This window comes from uncultured Erythrobacter sp. (assembly GCF_947499705.1).
In the GTDB taxonomy this organism is placed as follows: domain Bacteria; phylum Pseudomonadota; class Alphaproteobacteria; order Sphingomonadales; family Sphingomonadaceae; genus Erythrobacter.
The window spans coordinates 842996-865085 of record NZ_CANMPJ010000002.1 but is presented as its reverse complement, the minus strand read 5'-3'; the positions used below and the strand labels follow the sequence as shown (position 1 = coordinate 865085).

16 protein-coding genes and 1 tRNA gene are annotated in these 22090 nt (G+C 60.2%); 7 read left to right on the top strand and 10 right to left on the bottom strand.

Going from position 1 to position 22090, the window contains the following annotated elements; all coding sequences use genetic code 11:
- Window positions 1–7: 7 nt before the first annotated feature.
- The 3 genes from Q0837_RS17150 to ftsE are packed head-to-tail and all read right to left on the bottom strand — an operon-like array spanning window position 8 to window position 2239.
- A complete protein-coding gene (locus Q0837_RS17150; protein ID WP_298471544.1) occupies window positions 8–538 on the bottom strand; it encodes a YdcF family protein in 531 nt (176 codons plus the stop codon).
- A 10-nt stretch (window positions 539–548) separates the two neighbouring features.
- A complete protein-coding gene (locus Q0837_RS17145; RefSeq protein ID WP_298471541.1) occupies window positions 549–1493 on the bottom strand; it encodes a cell division protein in 945 nt (314 codons plus the stop codon).
- Entirely contained in the window at window positions 1490–2239 is a 750-nt protein-coding gene (ftsE, locus tag Q0837_RS17140) for a cell division ATP-binding protein FtsE (RefSeq protein ID WP_298471539.1), read from the bottom strand. The genes Q0837_RS17145 and ftsE overlap by 4 nt, the downstream gene beginning before the upstream one ends.
- A gap of 154 nt (window positions 2240–2393) precedes the next feature.
- Here ftsE and Q0837_RS17135 point away from each other — a divergent pair, with 154 nt between their 5' ends.
- On the top strand, window positions 2394–3344 hold the full coding sequence (locus tag Q0837_RS17135; protein WP_298471537.1) for an MJ0042-type zinc finger domain-containing protein: 951 nt from the start codon (window positions 2394–2396) through the stop codon (window positions 3342–3344).
- A gap of 16 nt (window positions 3345–3360) precedes the next feature.
- On the opposite strand, the gene Q0837_RS17130 is transcribed toward Q0837_RS17135, so the two are convergent.
- Entirely contained in the window at window positions 3361–3600 is a 240-nt protein-coding gene (locus Q0837_RS17130) for a hypothetical protein (protein WP_298471534.1), read from the bottom strand.
- A 196-nt stretch (window positions 3601–3796) separates the two neighbouring features.
- Here Q0837_RS17130 and Q0837_RS17125 point away from each other — a divergent pair.
- The 3 genes from Q0837_RS17125 (at window position 3797) to Q0837_RS17115 (ending at window position 10328) form a co-directional block, all read left to right on the top strand.
- Window positions 3797–3883 (top strand) — tRNA-Leu (locus Q0837_RS17125).
- Window positions 3884–4040: 157 nt separating this feature from the next.
- Entirely contained in the window at window positions 4041–4955 is a 915-nt protein-coding gene (locus tag Q0837_RS17120; RefSeq protein ID WP_298471532.1) for a LysR substrate-binding domain-containing protein, read from the top strand.
- 252 nt (window positions 4956–5207) lie between these two features.
- On the top strand, window positions 5208–10328 hold the full coding sequence (locus Q0837_RS17115; protein ID WP_298471530.1) for an autotransporter domain-containing protein: 5121 nt from the start codon (window positions 5208–5210) through the stop codon (window positions 10326–10328).
- 87 nt (window positions 10329–10415) lie between these two features.
- Here Q0837_RS17115 and Q0837_RS17110 read toward each other — a convergent pair whose 3' ends face one another.
- Genes Q0837_RS17110 through Q0837_RS17100 form a run of 3 tightly spaced genes read right to left on the bottom strand, consistent with a single transcriptional unit; the run spans window position 10416 to window position 16052 of the window.
- Complete coding sequence (locus Q0837_RS17110) at window positions 10416–11840, bottom strand: efflux transporter outer membrane subunit (RefSeq protein ID WP_298471527.1); 1425 nt, start codon at window positions 11838–11840, stop codon at window positions 10416–10418.
- Window positions 11837–14962 carry an efflux RND transporter permease subunit gene (locus tag Q0837_RS17105; RefSeq protein ID WP_298471525.1) on the bottom strand — a complete coding sequence of 1042 codons (3126 nt, stop codon included), beginning with the start codon at window positions 14960–14962 and terminating at the stop codon, window positions 11837–11839. Before Q0837_RS17105 ends, Q0837_RS17110 begins: the two co-directional genes overlap by 4 nt.
- Window positions 14963–14981: 19 nt before the next feature.
- On the bottom strand, window positions 14982–16052 hold the full coding sequence (locus Q0837_RS17100) for an efflux RND transporter periplasmic adaptor subunit (protein WP_298471523.1): 1071 nt from the start codon (window positions 16050–16052) through the stop codon (window positions 14982–14984).
- A 167-nt stretch (window positions 16053–16219) separates the two neighbouring features.
- Here Q0837_RS17100 and Q0837_RS17095 point away from each other — a divergent pair, with 167 nt between their 5' ends.
- Window positions 16220–17443, top strand: a complete 1224-nt coding sequence (locus Q0837_RS17095; protein ID WP_298471520.1) for a nucleotidyltransferase family protein — start codon at window positions 16220–16222, stop codon at window positions 17441–17443.
- Here Q0837_RS17095 and Q0837_RS17090 read toward each other — a convergent pair.
- Entirely contained in the window at window positions 17440–17940 is a 501-nt protein-coding gene (locus Q0837_RS17090; RefSeq protein WP_298471518.1) for a flavin reductase family protein, read from the bottom strand. The two genes, Q0837_RS17095 and Q0837_RS17090, sit on opposite strands and share 4 nt — an antisense overlap.
- A gap of 231 nt (window positions 17941–18171) precedes the next feature.
- Here Q0837_RS17090 and nhaA point away from each other — a divergent pair, with 231 nt between their 5' ends.
- Window positions 18172–19401, top strand: a complete 1230-nt coding sequence (gene nhaA, locus Q0837_RS17085) for a Na+/H+ antiporter NhaA (RefSeq protein ID WP_298471516.1) — start codon at window positions 18172–18174, stop codon at window positions 19399–19401.
- Window positions 19361–20263 carry an alpha/beta hydrolase gene (locus Q0837_RS17080; RefSeq protein ID WP_298471514.1) on the top strand — a complete coding sequence of 301 codons (903 nt, stop codon included), beginning with the start codon at window positions 19361–19363 and terminating at the stop codon, window positions 20261–20263. The genes nhaA and Q0837_RS17080 overlap by 41 nt, the downstream gene beginning before the upstream one ends.
- Here Q0837_RS17080 and Q0837_RS17075 read toward each other — a convergent pair.
- A complete protein-coding gene (locus tag Q0837_RS17075) occupies window positions 20260–20637 on the bottom strand; it encodes a hypothetical protein (RefSeq protein WP_298471513.1) in 378 nt (125 codons plus the stop codon). The genes Q0837_RS17080 and Q0837_RS17075 overlap by 4 nt on opposite strands.
- A 6-nt stretch (window positions 20638–20643) precedes the next feature.
- Window positions 20644–22077 (bottom strand): flagellar filament capping protein FliD, encoded by a 1434-nt coding sequence (gene fliD / locus Q0837_RS17070; RefSeq protein WP_298471510.1) that lies wholly within the window; start codon window positions 22075–22077, stop codon window positions 20644–20646.
- Between the last annotated feature and the right edge of the window lie 13 nt (window positions 22078–22090).

Genomic DNA, 22090 nt, shown 5'->3' with positions numbered 1-22090 from the left:
AATATTCTCAGAAACCGAACAGACCAGCGATCCAACTGGCGAGCAGCTTGTGATATTCAAGGAACAGGCTGGTCAGGCTCGGCTCCGACGGCACAGCATCGCGCACGACCGTGACGCTATCGGGCAATGTCCGGTCCAATTCTCCGGCAGCGCGGCGCATGTGCCAATCGGTGGTAACGAGGCGCAATGACGTTACCTCATTGTCCTCGACCCACTGCGCGATTTCAGCGGCGTTGGAGCGTGTGTCGACCGCGGCGAAGCCGAGCGTGATGCAGCAATCCATCTGCGCTTGTTCGACTTCGAACTGCGCAGCAAATTCTTCGGGCCGCACTTCGCGATCAACCCCGCTCACGAGCATTCGCTCGGCCAGCCCTTTGTCCAGGACCTCCAGGCCTTGCGCGATCCGCCCGGCGCCACCGGTCGGTACGATAACCGCATCAGTGGTCATTTCCTCGGCCGGTTGCGGCAGCGACACTGTGAACCACAGGAAGCCGAGCGCCCAAATCAGAAAGAATGCAGAGATGATGTGTCTGATCATGTCGCCGCTCTCACAACATCTTCCGGAGCGCGAGCGCAATCGTGATCTTTCCTGTCAGCAGCGCCAACAGGACGCCTCCGATGGGAATGGCCGCAATGATGAGCCAATCGGTCACGCCCAGCCCTCCGCCTGCGATCATCCCGCTGTCGAGCTGCGAGAACTGTTGCCCCAACAGCCAGACTGCCGCCAGGCCGAGCACAAGACCGACAATCCCGCCAAATGCGGCGTCACGAACCACCGAGCGCTGAAAAATGCCGGTCAGCTGGGCGTCCGTACCGCCGAGCAGATGGATGATCTCCACCGTGTCGCTATGATTGGCGAAGGCGCTTCTGGCTGCGAGCCATACGGCTGCGGCGGTTGCAAAAGCGACCAAAGCGATCAGCGCCAAGGCCAGATATTGCAGCGCGGCGAGCGCATCGTAGACCGGGCGCAACCAATCGGATTGCGCATCGACACGCGCGCCTGGAACGGTTTCCTGCAAATAGCTCTGCAAGGCCTCAATTTCGCCCGTCTCCGCTTGCCGCGACAATTCGACATCGATCAACGCCGGGATCGGCAAGTCCTCACTGCTCGCGCCCTGACCCAGCCAAGGTTCCAGCAGCTCGCTGAGCTCTTCCTCGGGCACGACTCGAACGGACCGAACCAAGGTCTGCTCGGCCAAGGCTTCGGCGACGCGCTGCGTTTCCAGCGCGCGTTTCCCGGCGTCGGCTTCGACGATCTGAACCGTAACTGCATTGGACAGATCGCCTCGTGCGCTCTCTGCGAGGTTGCGAAGCGACAATCCACCAGCCGCTGCAACGACGACCAACGCAATTAGGATCGCGATCACCCACGGAATAGGTCCGCCAAAGCGCGTTTGTGGAAGCAAGCGCGACGCCAGATTGCCCCGCAGCGCGACAGCGTCTTTGGTTGCCGCCAATTTCGAAGGCTCTGCGGTGGTCGGCGCTTCGCTCATGGCTGCACCTCGGTCCGCGTTTCACTTGTACCACTTGGTCGCGGCGGGAAACGAAGCGCTCCGGTCGGGTCCGACAAGCGACCTTTATTGAGTCGCATGATCAGCGAATCCGGCACTTTCTTGAGCAGATGCACATCGTGAGTGGCGACAATGACGGTAGTACCAACCCTGTGGTTGAGCGCTTCAAACAGTCGCAGCAATTTGAGCGCCATTTCGGGGTCGACATTGCCTGTCGGCTCGTCGGCAATCAGAATCTTTGGGCGTGCGATCACGGCCCGCGCAATCGCCACGCGCTGCTGCTCACCGCCTGACATCGTCGCGGGGTCTGCTTGAGCACGGTGCGAAAGTCCGACCCATTCGAGCATGTCGGAGACCGGCTTGATCACATCGGCTTCGCGCGCGCCGCTAAGCCTGAGTGGCAGTGCGACATTATCGAACGCAGAAAGGTGGTCGACCAAACGGAAGTCCTGAAACACCACGCCGAGCCGACGCCGAAAATCCGGAAGGCGCACGCGCGGCAGCGTGATGACGTCCTTGCCAAACATGCGGATTGCCCCGCGTGAGGGTCGCTGCGCGAGGTAAAGCAGCTTCAGCAGGCTGGTCTTGCCTGCCCCGCTCGCTCCGGTGAGGAAGTAGAAACTGCCCGGAAATAGCGTGAAGCTCAGATCGCTCAGCACCTCCGGGTCAGTGCCATAGCGCAGCCCGACATTGTCGAATTTCACGATTTCGCTGGCGCGGTCGGTCATCGCCCGCCCCTAACGCAGGCCCGTCTTGCGGGGAAGCCCATCATCACATTCCCCATTATAGGCGCGCTCCAGTGTGGAAAAAAGGCGCGATTCGTCGCTGTAGCGCTGCGGTGCACTTGTGCGGGCGCGGGCCAAGCCTATTGAATCGCATTCGATGATCATCGCCTGTCCTGCCTGCGCGACCCGCTATGCGGTGCCAGAATCCGCCATCGGAGGCGAAGGCAGAACCGTGCGCTGCGCCAAGTGCAAGCATAGCTGGTTCCAGGATGCAGTGCCCCTCGATCTGACCGAACCAGCTCCTGCGACGGCATCCGCGGCCCCACCCATTCCGGCGCCTGCGCCTGCCCCAAAAGAGGAGCCCGCACCGCCGGCGCCTGCAAAACCGGACGCCGAGAAGAGCGGTGAAGCGCCTTCGATCAACCATTGGAAGACCGAAGACCATCCGTCCGATGGCATGGCGACACGCGCTCTACGGCAAGGATTGGCTCAGCAAGAGAGCCCTCCTGAAAGCGAACCGGAAGAAACACCTCCTCCGGTTGATGATGTCGATCCGCCATCCTTCGAAACCGACGAAGATCCGCTGGCCGATCAGACAGCAGATAGCGTGTCCGATTATGACGACCGTTACGATGAAGGCGAAGTGTCGCAGTTTGACTATTCGCCGCCTTTCACCGCACGCCGAAATCCGCTCAAGATGTGGACGGCAGCGGCTGCTATCTTCGCGCTGTTGGCCACGGCCACGATCGTTGCAGTCAATTATTACGGGGCGCCTGATTGGGCTCCGTTCAACCGTCCGACATTCGGGATCGGTCAACCCGATCTGGAACTCGATTTCCCGGCCTCGCAGCAGCGGACCGAGACGCTCGAAACCGGCGAGGACATTTTCCGGGTGCGCGGAGCGATCACCAATTCAGGCCGCGAAACTGTTTCGGTGCCCAGCCTGCTGATCGTTTTCCGGGACGAGCGCGAGCGGCAAGTTGGAAATTGGGTGGTTGTCCCGTCCAAGTCGCAATTAGCGCCAGGAGAAAGCCTGAATGTGACGGAGGCCATCTCCGACATTCCTGCCAACGCAAAAGCCGCCGAAATCGGCTGGTCGCCCAGCTGAACGTCATGCCAAGAACTCAGTTGAATTCGATCCAGACGGTGCCCGCCTTGTCGCGGCGGCGCTGCACGGGAATGTCGGAATTGCTTTCCACCTTTGCGCCATCGCGGGTCATGCGCAGCCGCACTTCCACCGGACGGATCACCCGGGCGCTGGCTGTCACATAGATCGGGCCTGCCGTCCGGCGACCACGCGGCGCATCGGCGATGGCGGGTGCGGCGCTTTGGGCGATCATCACGAAGGCAGCAGCCAAACTCATGCATCATGGTTGACGCGTTATTAACCCTGTTCGCAAGCGTTCTGGCGAGGAAGTCCCCCAGTGGGACATGCGTATGAAGGCTTATTGTGCGGTCTTGCGCGAAAGGGCGTTCAAATCTCTTGCGGTGTCGCAGACCCCTTGCTAGTGGCGCGCTCCTACCGAGGGGCGCCAGACAAAGCGCCCCGGTCTCCCGAGTGCGGTCGTGGCGGAACTGGTAGACGCGCAACGTTGAGGTCGTTGTGGGCTAACGCCCGTGGAAGTTCGAGTCTTCTCGACCGCACCAATTTCTTTTCTGAAAAGCTATGGAACTGTGCTCGGCTTGGCGCGCGCATTGCTGTTTCCATGTCTGGGCAACGTAGCGGCAAGACGCCGGAAATCTCACTTGACCTGTAACCAATCGCGGAAAGCTCCGAATTACCCCTCAGTGTGAGGGGATTTCCATGAATATTCGCGATCTGGAATATGTTGCCGCCGTCGACCGATACCGCAATTTCGGACGCGCCGCAGATTCATGCCATGTCAGTCAGCCGGCGCTCTCGGCTCAAGTGAAGAAGCTTGAGGAGCGGCTTGGCGTCGAATTATTCGCGCGCACCAATAGCGGCGTGAAGACGACCGAAGCTGGCTCACGGATTGTCCTGACCGCCAAGGATGTCCTGAGGTCCGCCCAACGGATTAGCGATACGGCTGCCGAATATCGAGATCCTCTTGCCGCGCCTTTGCGCATCGGTCTGATCCCGACACTCGCCCCCTTTGTTCTTCCCTATCTCAAGAGCTCGATTGGCGACGTCGCAGACGAGCTGGTAACCATTTTCCGCGAACAACCGACCCAGCAAGTGCTTGCCGAACTGGATTCGCGCATGATCGACGTCGGGCTGGTGAGTGGCCCTATCGAAGTGGGAGGATACAAATTCACGCCTGTGATCCGAGAGCCGTTCGGACTGATCGTTTCGAAGCATCATCGCCTCGCCAATGCTAAAGCGATTTCGGCGGACGACATTCCCATCGAGGAATTGCTGCTGGTAACCGAAGAGCACTGCCTGAGAGCGGAGACAGTCGCTCTTTGCCGCGACAAAAATATCGGCATTGATATGCCGGATCAATTGCAAGCCATGAACTTGCTAACCGTATCGCATTACCTTGCGGAAGGTGTTGGCTGTTCGCTCGTGCCGATGCTGGCGCGCCGCATTCTCCAGTGCGCCAACCCCGATATCCGCTTTGTCGAAATTGACGACGAGAACTACGGCCGCGACATCGGCTTCCTCTCCCGCGAAGGATGCCCGCGCGAGCATATCTTGATGGCCTTGTGCGAGCAGATCAGATCGGCTCCGCCAGAAGGAGCTGGCTCACTCCACTAATACCAAATTCTGCCAGTGAGAACTCGGTTCTGAGCGATCAAGCCGGCTTGCAATTGCAAGTCGGCCGCTTGGCGTTCTTCTGAGTTTTTATATTTTTTTCAATGTCTTGAATGATAGGTAGCGCTTATCGCAGCCATCACAAGGTTGTATTATACAGCCCAAGATTCTGACCATAAATGACTGCCTCGGAAGGCGGGTCACCTGACCCCTTAGGCCCGTCTTCCGCCCCTATTTGGATTGAAAGGCAGCACTATGAAAACCCCGAACTACCCAAGGACAGTCCTTACTCCAGGACGCCTCTTCCTAACCTCATCATCGCTCGCGATTCTGGTCGCAGGCTCTGCGCATGCACAGCAGGTTATCAATGATGGCGACGACGCAACTGTCACCTCGGCAGCCGATGGCGAGGCAATCTCCGCTGCTGCAGGCGTGACCAGCACCGTCGATGGCGCACCCGTCGTAGTGGTTGCGAACAATGACGTTACTCTCGACAATGCCGGAACGCTCGCGACCACCGGCGTGACGCAGACCGTTCAGGTCAACCAAGGAACCGCCGGTGCGACAATTAACAATGCAGTGACAGGCCGCCTTGAAGCCGATTCGCGTGTTGTAAATTTCGATGGCACAGACGCGACGCTGAACAACGACGGAGTGATCCTAGGCACCGGTAGCCAGCGCAACGGTGCTGTCTACGGCAACCGCACATCGAACAACATCACGATCAACAATTCAGCCACCGGCTCGATCGACGCAGGCGTGGAAGGCGCCGGGATCGCAATCGAAGTTGGCGGCGGCGGCGCACCACGTGGCGGCTCGATCACCAACGCCGGAACCATCCAAGGGCGCGGCCAAGCCTCGCCAATGGGCGGTACAGCTGGTGACGGCATTCGCTTCTTTGGTCCGGGCCTTGCTCCGGAATACATCTATGAAGGCGACATCACCAATAGCGGGCTGATCAACTCGGAAAGCACCCAGGGAACTGTTGCAGGTATCCGGTTTGCCAACCGTATTGGCTTTCAAGGCACACTGAACAATACTTCGTCTGGCACAATCTCTGGCGCGCAGAACGGCCTGTATTTCGGCAACGACGCCGATCACACCGGCGGCGTTGTGCTCAACTCTGGCGTGATTTCGTCCGACAGCCGCGCGCTTAACATCGATGGCACCGGCCTTGTCGTGAATAACCTTACAGGTGGCCGCATCATCGGTTCCGGCAGCCAGCGGAATGGTACTGTCTATGCGGATAGCACCGCGCAAGATTTCGTGCTCAACAACGCAGGCACCATCGATGCTGGCATGGCCAATCAAGGTGCTGGCTTCTCGGTTGAGCTGAGCGAAGAAGGCAACAACTTCACCATTCTCAACAGCGGCACCATTCAGGGCCGCGGGCAAGCAGGAGCAGGCGCTGCAACCGCTGGTGACGGCCTTCGCTTTGAGCGCACCCGTGTTACGGGGATGCTTGATGGCTCCACCACTGGACTGTTCACCGGAGACATCGTCAATTCCGGTCTGATCAACTCGGAAAGCACGCAAGGCACTACGGCAGGGATTCGCTTCGTCAACGGCACTTCATTCCAAGGCACGCTGACCAACGACGTAACCGGTGTCATTTCGGGCGCGCAGAACGGCCTGTACTTTGGCAACCTAACCCCGGCTGGCGGCGGCGATCACACCGGCAGTGTGGTCAACAACCTCGGCACCATCTCGTCGGACAGCCGTGCGCTGAACCTCGACGGTATTGGTCTTGTGATCAACAACTCAGGGTCGATCCTCGGCACCGGCAATCAGCGTAACGGGACCGTCTATGCTGACAGCACAGCCCAGAACTTTGAGCTCAACAACTTCGAAGACGGCGTGATCGACGCAGGCGAAGGCAATGAGGGCGCTGGCTTCTCTGCCGAACTCAGCGAAGACGGTAACGACTTCTCGATCACCAACGCCGGAACGATCCAAGGTCGCGGACAGGCTGGTGCAGGCGCTGCAACCGCTGGCGACGGCCTCCGGTTTGAGCGCACCCGCGTCGCCGGGATGCTCGATGGCTCGACGACCGGACTGTTCACCGGCGATATCATCAACTCCGGAACGATCTCGTCTGAGAGTGCTCAAGGCACTGCTGCTGGCATCCGCTTCGTCAACGGCGTCTCGTTCCAAGGCACGCTGACCAACGAAGAGGGTGGCATCATCGAAGGGGTCCAGAACGGCCTCTATTTCGGCAATGCTGTGCCAGCAGGCGGCGCTGATCACACAGGCAGCGTCGTGAACAATGCTGGCATTATCTCATCGGACAGCCGTGCGCTGAACATCGATGGGACTGGTCTCGTGGTGAACAATCTCACTACCGGTCAGATCATCGGAACTGGCAACCAGCGCAACGGCACCGTCTATGCAGACAGCACCGCGCAAGACTTCACCTTCAACAATGCGGGCATCGTCGATGCCGGTGAAGGCAATGAAGGGTCGGGCTTTGGTGCGGAGACCGCACCTGACGGCAACACTTTTGACCTCGTCAACTCCGGCGCGATCCAGGGTCGCGGTCAGGCAAGCGCAGCCACAAACGGCGCTGGCGACGGTGTGCGGATTGGTAATGTCGGCAATGTCGGTGTTTTCGACGGAACGATCGTCAACTCCGGTCTGATCAATTCCGAGAGCACACAGGGTACCACTGCGGGTATCCGCTTCGTCAACGGCATCGGGCTGCAAGGCACGCTGACCAACGAAGCAGGCGGCGTCATTTCCGGCGCGCAAAACGGCCTGTACTTCGGCAACCCAGTGGCCGGTCAAGGTGCAGATCACACCGGCGGTGTCGTGAACAACGCTGGCACGATCTCTTCTGACAGCCGTGCATTGAACATCGACGGTATCGGTCTTGTGGTGAACAACTCGGGTTCGATCATCGGCACGGGAAATCAGCGCAATGGTACGGTCTATGCAGACAGCACCGCTCAGAACTTTGAGTTGAACAACCTCGAAGGCGGTCTGATCGATGCTGGTGAAGGCAACGAAGGTGCTGGCTTCTCGGTTGAGCTGGCTTCGGCTGCTGATGGTGGCAACACTTTCGACATCACCAACGCTGGAACGATTCAGGGCCGCGGCACTGCCGCTGCTGGAGTACCGGGAGCCGGTGATGGCCTGCGCTTCGAACGCACGCGCAATATGGGCGCGCTCGATGGCACGTCGGACGGCCTGTTCGTTGGTAACATCACCAACTCGGGCACCATCGATAGTGAAGGTGATAGCGGCACAACTGCTGGCATCCGCTTCGTCAATGGCGTGAGCTTCCAGGGCGTGCTCGATAACTCAGGCACGATCTCTGGCGTTCAAAACGGCCTGTATTTCGGCAACCCAACCCCTGCTGGCGGAGGCGACTTCACAGGAGCCGTCGTCAACAACTCGGGTGTCATTTCCTCGGGCAGCCGCGCGCTGAACATCGATGGCAATGGCCTGACCGTTAACAACTCGGGATCGATCCTGGGTACTGGGGCACAGCGCAACGGCACCGTTTATGCCGATGGCACAGCCAACAACTTCACCTTTAACAACACAGGTGTGGTTGACGCAGATGTTGCTGGCTCAGCGGTTTCGTTGCAGCTCGGCACGGGCGACGGCGACCTCCGTAGCTTCACCATCGTCAACGACGGCACGCTCGCAGGTCGCGGCGAAGCGCAGGCTTCGGGTGCCTCGGCAGGCTTGCGTCTGTTCAACGGCGCTGGTGCAGGAACTACGGTCACGGCTGATCAGGACATCGTCAACACTGGCACTATCTCTGCCGAGACCGGCGCTGCTGTGTCGATTGAAAACGTAGCCTTCACCGGCACCTTTACCAACAGCGGAACCATTACCGGCCCGGTTGCGGTGGACGCGTCGACAGCTCTCGCTGCTCTGAACTTCGTGCAGAATGGCGGTTCGTTGGAAGGCAACTTCATCGGTTCGGCATTCGCGGACACGTTGGCATTCGGAGAAGGCACAGCAACGCTGTCGGGTGATATCCTGGGCGGAGTTGATGTGACGACCGATGCTGCAAGCTCGATCACGGTAAGCGGCGCTCGCTCTATCGAAGGCAACCTGACAGTCGGCGGCACGCTCGGCTTCGACCTTGGTGTCGACTCGCTGGCTGTCGATGGTGATACGGTGCTCGGCGCAGGCAGCGCCGTGAATGTTGCGACGGCGCAGATCGGTCAGGCTGATATTGGCTCGACCATCGACGTTCTGACCGAAACCGGCACTTTCACCAATAACGGTACGGCTGTGAACGTGATCGAAGACGACTTCCTGATCGACTACACGGTCAATCTGGGATCGATCTCGATCACCGCAGCCGCAGCAAACCTTGCCGGTGTGTCGGGAGATGCCAACGTCAACAGCTTCGGCGGTGCAATCACTTCGGCTGCGGCGAACAATCGTCTCTCAGCTCCGGTCTTCGCAGCATTGAACGGCGTGACTTCGGCCACTGATTTCGAAGCAGCGGCGCTTACCTTGCTCCCTGCTATCAATGACGGTGTCACTCGCGAGATTTTCGAGGCTCAGCGTCTCGCCAGCGCGCAAGTGCAGGACCGTCTAAGCGGTAACGGAGTGGGTCTGTGGGGCGAAGCGTTCTACCGCACCGCCGATGCCGATCCAACCAGCCTCAGCTCACTCGGATATGACGCCGACACGCTGGGCTTCACCCTCGGCCTCGACGGGAAAGTTGGCGAAAACACCACTGTTGGTGTGCTCTTCAACTACTCCGACATCGAAGTCGAAGCTGGAGGTCTGGCCGGTGCGGAGAGCGAAATCGACGCGATCCAGATTGGTGCCTATGCCGGGTTCGATCTGGGACAGGCCTATGTCAACGCAGAGCTTGGCTATTCGACAAGCTCCGTCGACAACAGCCGGACCGCGCTTGGTTCGCCGATTACTGGTGAGAGCGATGTCGATGGTGTCTATGGCAGCCTGAATGTCGGTTACAACATTGAGACCGGCGGCGTTGTCATCACTCCAAATGGCGGACTGCGCTACGCTGAACTCTCGCGTGACACCTTCACCGAGAATGGCGGTCTGGGTCTGACGCTCGACAGCGACAGCGCCGATTTCCTCGAAGCTCGGCTCGGCCTGAAAGTGGCCGGCAAAGCGGAAACCGGTGTGATCCCGTTCGCAAGCGTCGACTACGCCTATGACCTGAGCAGCGATCCGCTGGCGGTGAATGGCTCGTTCAACGGCGGCGCAGACACCTTCACCGTGATTGCCGACGAAGCGGGTGACTCGCGCTTCGACATCGCCGCTGGCGTCGACTTCGTGAACGAAGGCGGGTTGTCGATCGGTGCGGAATATCGCGGCCGCTTCGCATCGGACTACCAATCGCATTCAGGAGGTGTGCGGATCCGCTTCGCTTTCTGAACTGACTAAATTGGCTTGGGCTGCCTAGGCCAAGAGAAGCCCGTCGGTGATCCTCCTCACCGACGGGCTTTTTCTATGCGTTCGGCCTCAGGGCTGCAAAACGGGCGGCGTTTCAGAAGGAAGGCCAGAATCCCATGAGCCTCCCAGCGCCAGATTGAGTGTGACCCATTGCTCGATCCGCGCACGGCGCACGGCGACAAGGCTGCGCTCGGCGCCAAACAAGCGCTGCTGAATATTCAACACATCGATCAGGGCGATCTCGCCTTCGGCATATTGCAGCTGCGCCAGCGCATAGGCAGTGCCCGATTCCTCGGCAGCATTTTCAAGAATGACCTCGCGCTGGGCGAGAACCTGCACTTGATCGAGATTGTCCTCGACGTCGCGCAAAGCTCCCAGCGCGGTGCTTGCATACAGAGCGATGGCAGCACGGCGATTGGCATCGGCTTCATCTTCCTGCGCGCCGCGCAATCCGCCATCGAAGATCGGTTGGAGGACATTCCCAACAATCGACCAGAGCAGGTTCGGGCCGTTGAGAATGTCGAACAAATCGGTCGAAGTGCCGCCGCCGCTTGCGGTCAGCGAAACTGTTGGCAGCTGGGCGGCCTTCGCTTGATCAAGACTGGCAAACGCCGCCGCCACTCTACGCTCTGCCGCGATCACATCGGGACGTCGCTCCAGCATTTCTGAGGGCAGACCAGCCGGGGGCGGAGGCGGCGTCTCAGGCAGCTCTTCGACCAACGCAATTCGGTCTGCCGGATAGCGCCCTAGCAACACTTCGAGGGCTCGCCGCGCTGAACGCGCACCACCTAACGCTTGCGCCAAGCTATCGCGGGCAGTTTCCAGATCGGAGCCCGCGGTCGCGGTGTCCTGACGCGACGCGAAACCTTCGCGGTAACGAACCCGGACTATCCTATCGATCTCCGCCAGTGCCTCGACCGTGCGTGTTGCGACGCCAACCTGCTCTTGCGCCTCAATGCTAGCAAAATAGGCCGATGCTACTCCCTGAGCGAGCGCATATTGGGCAAACCGAAAATCGGCCTCGACCGCCTGCGCGCTGGCATAGGCAACGTTGCGACCAGATCGGACGCGGCCCCACAAATCGGCCTCCCACTGCGCCTGCACAGTCCCGGTGTAGACGGGGTCATTCGGCTGAAATGGCTGCGGGCTGTCGGTTTGGTCAACATTCAGCACCCCGTTGATTTGCGGATATAGCGGTGCACGCGCCTGACGTACCAACGCCAGGGCAGAATCGAGGCTGGCAGCAGCGGCGCGAATGTCAGGGTTATTCGCCTGCGCTTCGAGCACCAGCTGACTGAGCACCGGATCGCCAATTGCTTCGATCCAGCCGATCCTGACCTCTCCCGGTATCGCGCCATCGACTGCCCATTGGTCAGGAAGCGTGGGAAGGCTAGCAGCCGTGGCTTCGGCAACGTCTTCATCAGTGCTGAGCGTGGCACAGCCAGCCAGCAATGGGGCTAGAAGCGTCAATGGTAGAAGCGCACGTCTCATCATGCCGGTTGAACCTCCGGATCGCCGTCGCTCAAATCTACCTTATCGGTCTTGTCAGCGGTCTCATCGGTCGAAATCCTGAACACCGTCGCATAGACCACGGGCACAAGCACCAGCGTGAGTGCCGTCGCAAAGGTCAGTCCGAACACCAGCACCACCGCCATCGACTGGAAGAAAGCGTCTAAGAAAAGCGGGATCACCCCGAGCACGGTTGTTCCAGACCCGAGCAAAACAGGCCGGACACGGCTGGCGGCGCTATCAACCAAGGCATCGAAACGCGGCTTGCCTTCGCCAATCTCGAGATCAATCTGATCGACCAGCACAATGGCGTTCTTGATGAGCAACCCCGCAAGGGACAACACGCCGAGGATTGCCATGAATTCGAATGGCACGCCCATGACCACTAGGCCGAATACCACCCCGACCAGCGATAGAGGCACCACAGACCAGATCACCAGCGGTTGTCTGAGCGCGTTGAACAGGAAGATCACCACCAAGATCATTGCGCCAAAGCCAAACGGGATAGCGCTGGCCAATTGCCCATTGGCTTCGGACGAGTTCCCGGACTCGCCATCCCACACCAGATTGTAGCCGGGCGGACGCGGGATCGCGTCGACCAATGGTTCGACCCGCGCTTGAAGGTCGCCTGCGATCACTCCCGGTGCTGGATCGGCCTGCGCCTTGATCGACCAAACATTATCGGTGCGGCGCAACCGGCTGTCGCGCCACACGGTGTTGATCCCGTCGGTCACCTGCTGGACGGGAACCGCGGCGCCGGTCGGACCAATCACCTGGATCGTTCCGATGCCAGAGACATCGAGCCGCTCATTCTCGGGAGCGCGGGACATGATCGGGATCAGGTCGTCATTCTCGCGGTACACGCCGACGCGCTGACCGGAATAATTACGCGCAAGCGCTTCGCCGACATCCGAACGGCTGACCCCGGCACGTCGCCCTTTGACTTCCGAATAGACCGGTTCGATTGCGGGCACAGGCTGACGCCAATTGTCTTTGATCGCGATCGCGCCGCCATCCTGTTTGTAGATCTCCTGTGCTTCCGCCGCGAGACGGCGAAGCACCTGCGGGTCAGGGCCGCTGAAGGTAGCTTCGATCTTCGACCCGCCGCCGGGGCCGAGCACAAAGCGCCAGACCTTGCCCTGCGCCTGCGTGAAATTGTCGTCGATATATTGCTGAACCTCGGGGATCAGCGTGTCGAGCCGCCGGTAGTCGTCGAGCTTGACCAGCATCTGGCCATAGGCAGCGTTCGAGCTTTCGAACTGATAGACGAGCATGTAGCGCAGCGTCCCGCGCCCGACGAGCGTATGGACATGCTCGACCCCTTCAAGCCCCGCAACGTGCTCTTCCAACTTACGCAAGTCGGCATCGGTGACGTCGATATCGGTGCCTTCGGGCAACCAGTAATCGACTACCATTTGCGGGGTGGTCGAGGCCGGAAAGAAACCGGGGGTGACGAGACTGAACCCGGCAACCGAAGCCGCGAACAGAGCAACCGCACCGCCAATTGTTGGCCATCGCAGGCCAATGAGCTTGGCGACCAGGTCCTTGAAACCCTGCATCAACTTGCCCGATGGTTTCTCCTCCATCGGCGTGCCGCCCGAACCTTCGGAGCATTGATCCTCAACCGATTTGAACAGGATCGAACACAGGAACGGAGTGAGCGTGATCGCAAATATCCAGCTGTAGAGCAGCGAAATCAGGATCACCCAGAACAGGTCACCGGTGAATTCTGCGGTATCGCCGGGGGCAAGACCAATCGGCGCAAAGGCCAGAATACCAACCAGAGTTCCGCCAAGCAGCGGCCACATGGACCGCTTCACCACATCACTCGCAATATCGATAATCCGCCGCCCGCGCTGGCATCCGGTGAGAATACCGTCGGTCACCACAATCGCGTTGTCGACCAACATGCCAAGCGCAATGATCAGCGCGCCGAGCGAAATACGGTGCATCGGGATATTGCCCATATACATCGTCCCCAGCGTCGCCGCGATGGTCAGCAACAGTCCGATCCCGATCACGAGACCGGACTTGAGTCCCATGAAAATCACCAGCGCGCCGATCACAATCGCGAGCGCGATGATCACATTGACGACGAAGTCGAGCACCGACTTCTCGACGATCTTTCCCTGATGATAGAATTCGTGAAGCACCATTCCCGCCGGGCGCTGGCGCTCGATCTCAGCCAGCTTTGCCGACAGGTCTTCGCCCACCGCGACAACGTTCGAGCCGGACACCGCAGCAATGCCCAACACCAGAGCCGGTTCGCCGTCGTAATAAGCCAAAAAATCGGGCGGGTCGGCATAGTCGCGCGTGACGGTCGCAATGTCGCGCAATTGCACCACACGGCCATCCGCGGACGAAACCAGCAGGTTTGAAATGGCCTCAACCGAATCGATATCGCCGCTAGGCGTGATAATCAGCCGCTTGCCGTCGACATCGACCGTACCGCCGGACACAACCGTGTTCTGGGTCGAGAGCTGCTGGAAAATCGCATTGACTGTCGAACCAAGCGCAGCCGCATTCTGGCGCGAGATTTCGACATAGATGACTTCATCCTGCTCGCCCGCAATGTCGATCTTGCCGACACCGGGGACTGAAAGCAGATCCTGCCGCAGAGTCTTCGCATATCGGCGCAGTTCGGCCATCGAATAACCTTCGCCGGTGAGCACGTAATAGATCCCGAACACGTCGCCGAACTCGTCGAACACCTGGCTCGGCTGCGCGCCAGGCGGCATATCACCGGCTGCATCGTTCACCTTGTTGCGCAGCTTGGTCCAGATCAGCTGAAGGTCGCTTTTGGTCGGTGATGCCTCGAACTTAATCTCGACCGAAATCTCGGAAAAGCCGGCGGACGAAACCGAGCGGATTTCCTTTACCTCGGCCATATCCTGCAAAGCTTCTTCGAGCGGTGCTGAAACTTCGCGGGCGACCTCTTCAGGGCTGCCGCCAGGATAGGGTGTGAAAATCTGCGCCTGCCGGATCGTAAATTCAGGGTCCTCGAAGCGCGGCATGTTGGCATAGGCGAAATAGCCGGCGAACAACGAAAGCAGGATCACCAGCCACATGACCAACCGATTGCGGATCGAATAGGCGGCGAAATCCATCAAGCTGTCCGGGGCCGACCTATTGCTGCCACGGGCGAACTTTCTCGCCCGCCTGCAAGTATGCCCCGCCCGCAGATACGATCGTATCACCAACCGCAAGCCCGTCGGTCACGACGAGATTCTCACCCACTCCTTCGGCAATCTGCACATTGCGACGCTCAAGCACGAGGTCCCGGCCTTTCACCGCCCAGACATAGCGCTGATCTCCTTCTGCCATCACCGCAGCCAGCGGGACTGAAACCCCCGCAGGCGCTTGGCCCTGGTCGATGTCTTCGGTGTCGAAGAACAAGGTCGCGGTCATCCCGGTAAGGACCACGAGGTCGGATGGCGGGGTAAAGGAGAAATGCCCTTCGAAGGTCTGGGTCGAACTGTCCGCCTGCCCGGTCGCCTCACGGAATGTTGCTTCGAATTGACGTCCCGGTGCGGCATCGAGCTCGATCAGCGTGTTGAAATAGCGCACCCGGTTAGAATTGAGCACAAAGCTCGCCGGGACGTTGACGACCGCCTCGACCGCCTGGCTTTGCAGCACCAGCACGGTCTGCTGCGGCGCGACATTTTGAAATTGCTCGACGCTGGTGCGCCCGACAAAGCCGTTGAAAGGCGCGCGCAGCACCGTATCCGACAGATTCTTACGCGCCGTATCGAGCGATGCCTTGGCGACCTGACGCTGCGCATCGCGACTTTCCACCACACTGCGAGAAATCGCGTCCTCTGCAATCAGACGCAGGGCGCGCTCATATTCGCTGTTGGCGTTGTTGTATTGCGCTTCGGCTTGCTCGACCGCCGCCTGAAAACTACGCGCATCAAGCCGCGCAATCACCTGTCCCCGGCGCAGAGGCGCTCCGTCGATTGCATTCCATTCGGTGATCTGTCCGCCTACCTGAAACGCCAAATCGGTCGTGCGTACCGATCGCACGACGGCAGGCAGACTGTTCGATTGCTGCGTCGATGCTTCGGTCAATTGGAGCAGTTTGGCAGGGCGAGCCCCCTCGGGGACTGGCTCGACATCATTCGCGCCGCAAGCTGTAAGAATGAGAGCCGCGACCAACGGCAAGCCTTTGAGTGCTTTGCTCGAACCAGGAATGCGCATTGCTGCTCCTGTGGCTTGAATGGACAGCGCCCACCGCGCTTTCCAAGCCCTTGGGTAGCCAAGCGCAACCGATTCGCAAACCGGATTTCTGCCTCGCATGGGCGCGCCCTGTCGGATTTCGGTCGGCGGGTTAGACGGACTGCGCCCGGCACGCTACGCGTGGCGCCATGGGCCGAACTGCATCCTCGACCAGCGAAGACAGAGCGTTCGACCTGCTGGTCGCATGCGCCGACTGGCCGCGCAGTGAGCAGCGCAACGCGGTAATTCTTGAACGCTATGAAGCCTACGCTGACCTTGGTGGAGGCTGGAAACCCTTTTTGCTCCTGGTCAAACACCATCAATTGTCGATGCTGGTTGCAGATGCTCTGACGGGGGCCGGGATCGAAGCCCCCGATCGGTTTGGAGTGATCACCGAGCGGCAAAAGATGCTGGCCCTGTCGCTGTCTGGTGAAGCTGTCCGAACGGTGGAAGCGCTTGGTCAGGCCGGGATCGAAGCAATCACGCTCAAGGGCCCGCTCTTGAGCCAGACCCTCTATGGCGACCCCACCATGCGGCAGAGCGTCGATCTCGATCTGCTGGTCGATTGGAGCGATTTTCGAGCAGCACGCCAGGTCCTTGCCTCACACGGCTATCAATTGATGAGCAACGAGCCGCCGTGGGATGACTGGCGCATCGATCATTGGCGCAGATTGGCAAAGGACATCATGCTGTTCCAGCCGGAGCGGCAGATCGCGCTGGAACTGCATCACCGGCTGAAATCCCCAGCGACCCTGCTTCCCGGTCTCGGAAACGCGCAGGCGACCGAGACGGTGGAACTTGCGGGCCGGCAGCTACGAACTTTCAGGCGCGAAGACGTATTCGTCTATTTATGCGTCCATGCGGCGACGTCTTTTTGGAACCGCCTTAAATGGCTGGCGGACATTCGAGCGCTTCTGGCGGGTTTGGATGTCGGCGAAATCGCGCGGCTTCAGGCGCATTCGGAAGGCCTAGCGACCGGGCGCTGCACCGCGCTTGGCCTGATCTTATGCCACCGCCTTTGGGGCCAAGCCTTGCCACCGGAGATTCTGGAACAGCCAGCACGCGATACGCAACTGGCCGCGCTCGAAAATGCGTCGATGGAACGCTTGCGCGGGCCCGAGCGGGGACCCAGCGCGATAGGCAATAGTCTCGACCGCCGGCACCTTGTGCATTTGCGAGATGATCCGGCCTATCGCCGTTCACAGGCGGCGGAGTTCATCTATGATAACGAATTGCTCGAAGAATACCGCATTCCGCAGGCCTTGCGCTTTCTCTACCTGCCGCTGCGGATCATGATGTTCGTCCAGCGCAAGCTGGGCCTGCGGCATAATCCTGCTCGGATCGCGCTCAAACGCGCGGCAGAACGGACCTAGTCTTCGATTCGGCAGAAACGCCCGGCGTAAAAGCCAAGCGGGCGAATATCACCGCGCGATTGAAGCGAGCTGACCTCGCCGAAGATCATCGTATGGTCGCCCGCAGGGTAGCTCGACCAGTGACGGCATTCGATATGCCCGATTGCGCCTGCAATGATCGGTAAACCCGCATCGCTCCAGGCGAAATCGTCTGGCTGCATCAAGGTATCCCCGCGCGACGCGTATCGCTGAGCAAGTTCCTGCTGATCCGCAGCTAAGATGCTGATCGCGAACTCCGGAGCGCTCGCAAAGGCGTCGAACTGGCTCGAACCGTTCTGGATGCTCCAGCACACCAGCATTGGATCGAGTGACACGGACACAAATGAATTGGCCGTGATTCCGCTAGGCGAGCCATCCTGCTGCTTACGCGAAACGATACACACCCCGGTCGAGAAAAGTCCCATCACCCGGCGGAACGCAGCTGGATCAACCGGTGCTGGCGCAACTGTGTCTCGCAAAAGGGTCTCCGTTGTTGACCGGGTGGAATGCGGGCGATCTGTCAACCTGCCCCGCTTGTCAATCGAACGAGCGATATAGGGTTCGGTGCCCGTCGCACCAGTGCCTGGCACGAAATGAGAGCGAATGCGTCCGATTTTCGGGCACTCTTGCGCACGTTGCACGTTCAATGATCAACCACCGCCATTCGGCGGCGACCCTTTGGTGAATGCCAACAATTGCAGGACCGACAAATGATTGATCGCGTTAGCGAAGCTCTGAAAGACTTCCTGAAACAGGAAAGCGCAGGCGGCATCGTTCTGATCGCCTCCGCGCTGCTGGCTCTAATCATCGCCAACAGCCCGCTGGCCGATGCATATTTCGGGACTTTGGGCACCAAGCTCAACGTTTCCTTTGGCGCGTTCGAGATCAATAAAGCGCTGTTGCTGTGGATCAATGACGGGTTGATGGCGATCTTCTTCTTCCTGATCGGCTTGGAGGTGAAGCGCGAGATTATCGACGGGCAATTATCGAGCTGGGACAAAGCCTCCCTGCCGCTCGCCGCCGCCATCGGCGGCATGGCGATCCCTGCCGCCATCTTCGTCGCCTTCAACTGGAACTCCCCCGAAACCATTAGCGGTTGGGCAATCCCGGCCGCGACCGACATTGCCTTTGCACTGGGTATCCTGTCGCTGCTCGGGCCGCGTGTTCCAGTGGCGCTCAAGGCGCTGCTGCTCGCGGTGGCGGTGATCGACGACATTGGCGCGATTACCGTGATTGCACTGTTCTACTCAGGCGAGATCAAGACCGACATGCTGCTCGGCGGCGCAGTGATGCTGGGCCTGCTGTTCGCACTCGGACGCCTGCGGATCGGGTCGGCCATCCCCTATGTGCTGCTTACCCTGGTGATGTGGGTGTTCGTGCTCAAATCAGGTGTCCACGCGACGCTGGCTGGCGTCACCGCAGCTATGATGGTGCCGATGGTATCACGAGGCGGGACGCACCTGCTCGAGCATATGGAGCATGCGCTGCACAAATGGGTGGCGTTCGTGATCATTCCGATCTTCGGCTTTGCCAATGCCGGGGTGACTTTGATCGGTCTGTCGCCTGCGGATCTGCTGCAACCGCTGCCGCTTGGCATTGCACTGGGACTGTTGATCGGCAAGCAGGTTGGCATCGTTGGCTTCGCATTCCTCGCGGTGAAGGCGGGCGTGGCCAAGCTGCCCGATGGCGTGGGCTGGCGCAAGATTCACGCGCTTTCACTGCTTGCAGCCATTGGCTTCACGATGAGCCTGTTCATCGGCAACCTTGCCTTCACCGATCAGGCGCAGGTCGATGCGGTGAAGCTGGGAGTGCTGTCCGGATCGCTGATCGCAGCATTCGCTGGCTTCTTCATGCTGAAAGCGGCATTGCCTGACGTGCCCGCCGACCAAGGCGCAAACAATGGCAAGGATAAGGACGCTGCCCCTGCTTACGCTGAGTGAACCCGCCGCGCGCGCGCTGCGCACGAACGGAATTGAGCTATCCTATTTCGAGTGGAGCGGGCCGGCGGATGGCGATGAGCCGCCGCTGGTCTTCGCCCACGCGACAGGATTCCATGCGCGGGTTTTCGACGCGATCATCGCGCACTTCCCGCACCGCCGAATCCTGTCGCTTGATATGCGCGGGCATGGCCGGTCGACCGGAGGCCTGGTCGAGCATTGGGGAGAAATGGCGCGCGATATCTGCGGGTTCGCCGAGCAGCTGGGCATCGAGAACGCGGTCGGGATTGGGCATTCGATGGGCGCGCATACCTTGCTGCAAGCGGCGCATGACAGGCCCGGAGCGTTCGGCCAATTGGTGTTGTTCGACCCGGTGATCCTCGCGCCTGAGTTTTATGCCCCGAGCGAGCCGCTGTTCACCGCTGGCAACCCGCATCCCGCCAGCCGCCGCAAGCGCGACTTTGCTTCGCCCGAGGCGATGATCGAGCGGTTCCAGGACCGTGATCCCTACGACCTGTTCAACGCCCGCGTGTTCGAGGATTACTGCCGCTACGGGTTGCTCCCTTGCTCCGACGGAGAAGGCTTCGAGCTCGCTTGCCCGCCAGAAGTGGAGGGCAGCGTCTATGCGTCGAGCCGCAGCAATGCGGGCATTCTCGAAACCGCCAAACAGGTCGATATCCCGGTTCTGGTGGTGCGTGCCAAACAGCTCGATCTGATGGATTTCAAGAGCTCGCCGACGTGGCCGCAGCTGGCGTCGATCCTGCCGCAGGGCACCGACATGCACCGTCCGGATCGCACCCACTTCCATCCATTCGAAGACCCAGCCGACGCGGCGCGGATCATCTCCGAAGCGATGGCGGGTTAGGCGACTGTCTTCGCCGCTTCGAGCAGGTCGGCGAAATCATCGCGAGCGCGGCTGATCTCGGCTTCAATCGGCTGTGTCATGTTGCGGCGGATCAGTGCCGCGAGTCCGCCATAGAACTGGATCAACTGTTCGCGCAGGGGATTATCGGCAGCGACCGACTGCGCCAACCAAAGGGCAATACCATGCGCCCGCGCCAAGGGTTCACGCGGCGCACGCTGAGGGGCGCGTTCGAACGCGAGTAATGCCTGACCCAGAGCCGACACAACCTCTTCAAGGCAGATCCGCGTGAGATCGCCGCTGGCAGACGCCTCAATCCGCGCATCAAGATCGACGCGGCGATAGGCCTTGGCCGGGTTTTGGGAGAGCATCTGCACGCGCCTCTATCCTCGGTTGTTGAACTGCTCGACTTGCTGTTCGATGAAGCTGAGGGTCGATTGTGAGATCGCGATGCTTTGTTCGGCGCGGATCAGGTTGCGGGTCAGCCGTTCGCGCAGATTGTCCTGTTGCCCGGCGATGCGCTCCAGCCGCTCGTCATTTCGTTCGACCTGATCCTGATAGCGCTCGATCGAGCCTCCGAGCGAGCCTGGATCGGACAGGCTCGCATTGTCGCGCGCCAAGCCGTCCATCGTCGCGAACACGCCAAATACACCAGTGGTGAACATAGCCGCCGTCGCTTCCGGGCTTGCCGTCAGCGTCTCATTGAGCCGCGCTGCGTCGATTGTGAAGCTGCCATCGCGGTTGAGCGACAGGCCGAGATCGCCCAGCGTGCTCGGTTCACCCTCTGCCGCATTCGGCATCACCACTTCGCTGGTGAGCTGCGAAAGATCGCGCTTCAGTTCGCGTGCGCCCGGGTCGTTACCCAGCGTACCGCCCTGCGCCGCGGCGGTCTCACTGAGAAGGCGCACAACGTCGTTCAAAGCGGCCACAAAATCGTTCATCACGCCCGTGATCGCGCTGCTATCGTTCGAAAACGAAATCGTGGTCGGAAAATTGGTGTTGGTCGCGGTCAGCTCCAGCGTCATGCCTTCGGGCAAGCCGATTACCGTGTTGCTTGCGCTGGCGATCTGCACCGTATCGAGCGAGAACAGCGCGTCCTGCGAAGCCTGGCGCAACTCGCCGGCATCGCTGGCAGGGCTCCATGCCAGATAGCTCAGGTCGCCCGGTGTCGCACTTGGCGAGCCTGCGCTGCTGGTCGGTTCAAGCACGAAGCCATTTACGGCGCCTTCCTGCCCTTTGATCACCAGCTGCGCGCCGCCGGTTCCTTCAGCGACATAGGCGTCGAGCGAACCGCCACTGGCGCTCGATATTTTTGCAGCCAAGGTTGCCAGCGTGTCGGTCGCTTCGACAGTGATGTCGAGCGCGGTTTGGGCGCTGTCTTCGGTGAAGCTGCCGCCCGATACGGTGCCGAAACGGATTTGCAGACTGCCTTCGCCGACCAGATCTTCACCGCTCGAATAGCTCGGCATCACCAAGGTTTGGCTCTGCGCAAGCTGCGTCACTTCCAGCGAGTAACTGCCGCTCGGGTTGCTGCCAGTTGGAGTGGTGACGCTCGCGACCGCCGGATTGCCGATGCTCGCTTGCGGTGAAAGGTCGCCATTGCGGATGCGATCGCCGAGCGCATCGGCGAGGTCTGTCACAGTGGAGCGCAGCAACGACGCAGCGGAAATGCGCGCTTCGAGCGTCTCGTTGCGAGTCTCAAGACTGGTGCGCTGAAACGAAAAACTTGCATCCGACAGGTCATTCGCCAGCTGGACAAAGTCGACGCCGCTGCCCGCGCCAAGCGATCGGATAATGGAGGAGCCAGGATTTTCCATGGCTCGTAGAACG

Bases quoted from the DNA above. Each gene is read 5' to 3' on its own strand.
- Q0837_RS17150 (WP_298471544.1), bottom strand. From the start codon at position 538: ATGATCAGACACATCATCTCTGCATTCTTTCTGATTTGGGCGCTCGGC.
- Q0837_RS17145 (WP_298471541.1), bottom strand. From the start codon at position 1,493: ATGAGCGAAGCGCCGACCACCGCAGAGCCTTCGAAATTGGCGGCAACC.
- ftsE (WP_298471539.1), bottom strand. From the start codon at position 2,239: ATGACCGACCGCGCCAGCGAAATCGTGAAATTCGACAATGTCGGGCTG.
- Q0837_RS17135 (WP_298471537.1), top strand. From the start codon at position 2,394: ATGATCATCGCCTGTCCTGCCTGCGCGACCCGCTATGCGGTGCCAGAA.
- Q0837_RS17130 (WP_298471534.1), bottom strand. From the start codon at position 3,600: ATGAGTTTGGCTGCTGCCTTCGTGATGATCGCCCAAAGCGCCGCACCC.
- Q0837_RS17120 (WP_298471532.1), top strand. From the start codon at position 4,041: ATGAATATTCGCGATCTGGAATATGTTGCCGCCGTCGACCGATACCGC.
- Q0837_RS17115 (WP_298471530.1), top strand. From the start codon at position 5,208: ATGAAAACCCCGAACTACCCAAGGACAGTCCTTACTCCAGGACGCCTC.
- Q0837_RS17110 (WP_298471527.1), bottom strand. From the start codon at position 11,840: ATGATGAGACGTGCGCTTCTACCATTGACGCTTCTAGCCCCATTGCTG.
- Q0837_RS17105 (WP_298471525.1), bottom strand. From the start codon at position 14,962: ATGGATTTCGCCGCCTATTCGATCCGCAATCGGTTGGTCATGTGGCTG.
- Q0837_RS17100 (WP_298471523.1), bottom strand. From the start codon at position 16,052: ATGCGCATTCCTGGTTCGAGCAAAGCACTCAAAGGCTTGCCGTTGGTC.
- Q0837_RS17095 (WP_298471520.1), top strand. From the start codon at position 16,220: ATGGGCCGAACTGCATCCTCGACCAGCGAAGACAGAGCGTTCGACCTG.
- nhaA (WP_298471516.1), top strand. From the start codon at position 18,172: ATGATTGATCGCGTTAGCGAAGCTCTGAAAGACTTCCTGAAACAGGAA.
- Q0837_RS17080 (WP_298471514.1), top strand. From the start codon at position 19,361: ATGGCAAGGATAAGGACGCTGCCCCTGCTTACGCTGAGTGAACCCGCC.
- fliD (WP_298471510.1), bottom strand. From the start codon at position 22,077: ATGGAAAATCCTGGCTCCTCCATTATCCGATCGCTTGGCGCGGGCAGC.